Origin of the sequence: Bartonella florencae, from assembly GCF_000312525.1 — a bacterium.
Classification (GTDB): domain Bacteria; phylum Pseudomonadota; class Alphaproteobacteria; order Rhizobiales; family Rhizobiaceae; genus Bartonella; species Bartonella florencae.
Genome location: NZ_HE997452.1, coordinates 78023 through 79280, shown reverse-complemented (window position 1 = coordinate 79280; position 1258 = coordinate 78023). Strand labels below are relative to the sequence as shown.

Annotated in this window: 1 protein-coding gene and 2 pseudogenes; all 3 read left to right on the top strand. The window is 39.0% G+C overall.

Features of this window, described 5'->3' with window-relative positions; all coding sequences use genetic code 11:
* Positions 1-427, top strand: a pseudogene (locus BN202_RS10245) (DUF1376 domain-containing protein); the annotation flags it as partial.
* Positions 428-431: 4 nt separating this feature from the next.
* The gene (locus BN202_RS03120) at positions 432-857 is read left to right on the top strand and encodes a hypothetical protein (RefSeq protein WP_244426405.1); all 426 of its coding nucleotides are present in this window, start codon (positions 432-434) and stop codon (positions 855-857) included.
* 171 nt (positions 858-1028) lie between these two features.
* Positions 1029-1258: pseudogene (locus BN202_RS03115) on the top strand (hypothetical protein); the annotation flags it as partial.

The following is a 1258-nucleotide window of genomic DNA, read 5'->3' as shown; positions in this document are numbered from 1 at the left end:
CGTTCCTAAGAAAGCAAAACGAGCGAAAGCTAATCGAGAGTGTCGATTGCCTGCTGATTTCGAACCTAATTTGCAATACGCAATCGATCAAGGGTTAACGCATGAGGAAGCGTTATTAGAGTTCGAAAGATTTAAACTTCATTGGCAAGATAATCCAAATCGAAATGCTAAAAAAAGTGATTGGCAAAAGGCTTGGTACAAGTGGATTACACACCCAGAATATGGACTTTTAGCCAAGAAACGAGAAAAATTAGAAAGGGAAAAACAATATGCAAACGAATGCTATAAACCACCGTCAAACAGCTTCTCAAGTAGCCTCTCAGAAAGCTTCAGTACACTCACAACAGCAATCTATGCTGGCGATACTTACGGATCAGAATGCATCAGAAATACAGAGGCTATCAGTTCATTTGCAAGAGCTTGCTAAGGAAGTGGATAGAAGTACTTATCCTTGGAAGCGTATGCGCGGAAGACAGTTGACAAAGGAGTATAAAGCACAAGTTGCTATTCAATGTAATCGCTTAGAAGAGCTGCTTTCTAAGACAGTTACGATTGAACATATCGAGGCGGTCGCTTATTTGCTTTCGGGTCTCAAAATACCGGCGAATACAGACCCTAATGTTATCGCTTTGAGCTATAGCATAGCGTTGGCAGATGTTTCAGAACACGCTCTTAAACAGGCTGTTAAGGACGTTATACGTGGACAAGCAAAGGGCTTATCAAAAACCTTTATGCCAACAGGAGCAGAGCTTGCAGATTATTGCAGAAATTTGAAAGCAGATCTTTTGTCAGGAGCATCAGTAATGAAATCGTATTTAGTTGCATCTGGAGAACAGCAAAATAGTGAAAAGTGCTGATGGTTTTGTGATTAGATATGCGTTTAAATCGACAAAAAAGCACCATACAGAGCGATTTTAGATTTTTATGATAAAAACCACATTGAAATTAAAAACGCTGCTGTACGGTACAATTTGAGGTAAATAAACCCAAGGTAAAGTTATGGATTTATATAGGAGATATTAAAACATATGTTCTTAAGAAACCGTAAATCAAGACAGAAAAAATTTATAGCGACAGCAATAGGTCATGTGCCATGGGGATTAGGGGTAGCAGAGTGTTTTTACAATCTTTACGAATATGATGATGGTACAAGAGAGTACGAGGAATTTGACGGTGGGCAGTATCATGAGATGCCTAACAAAGTTGATTACAGTACCAAAGCGCAAGTAAAAGCTTGGATTTATGGTGGTCATTTGCC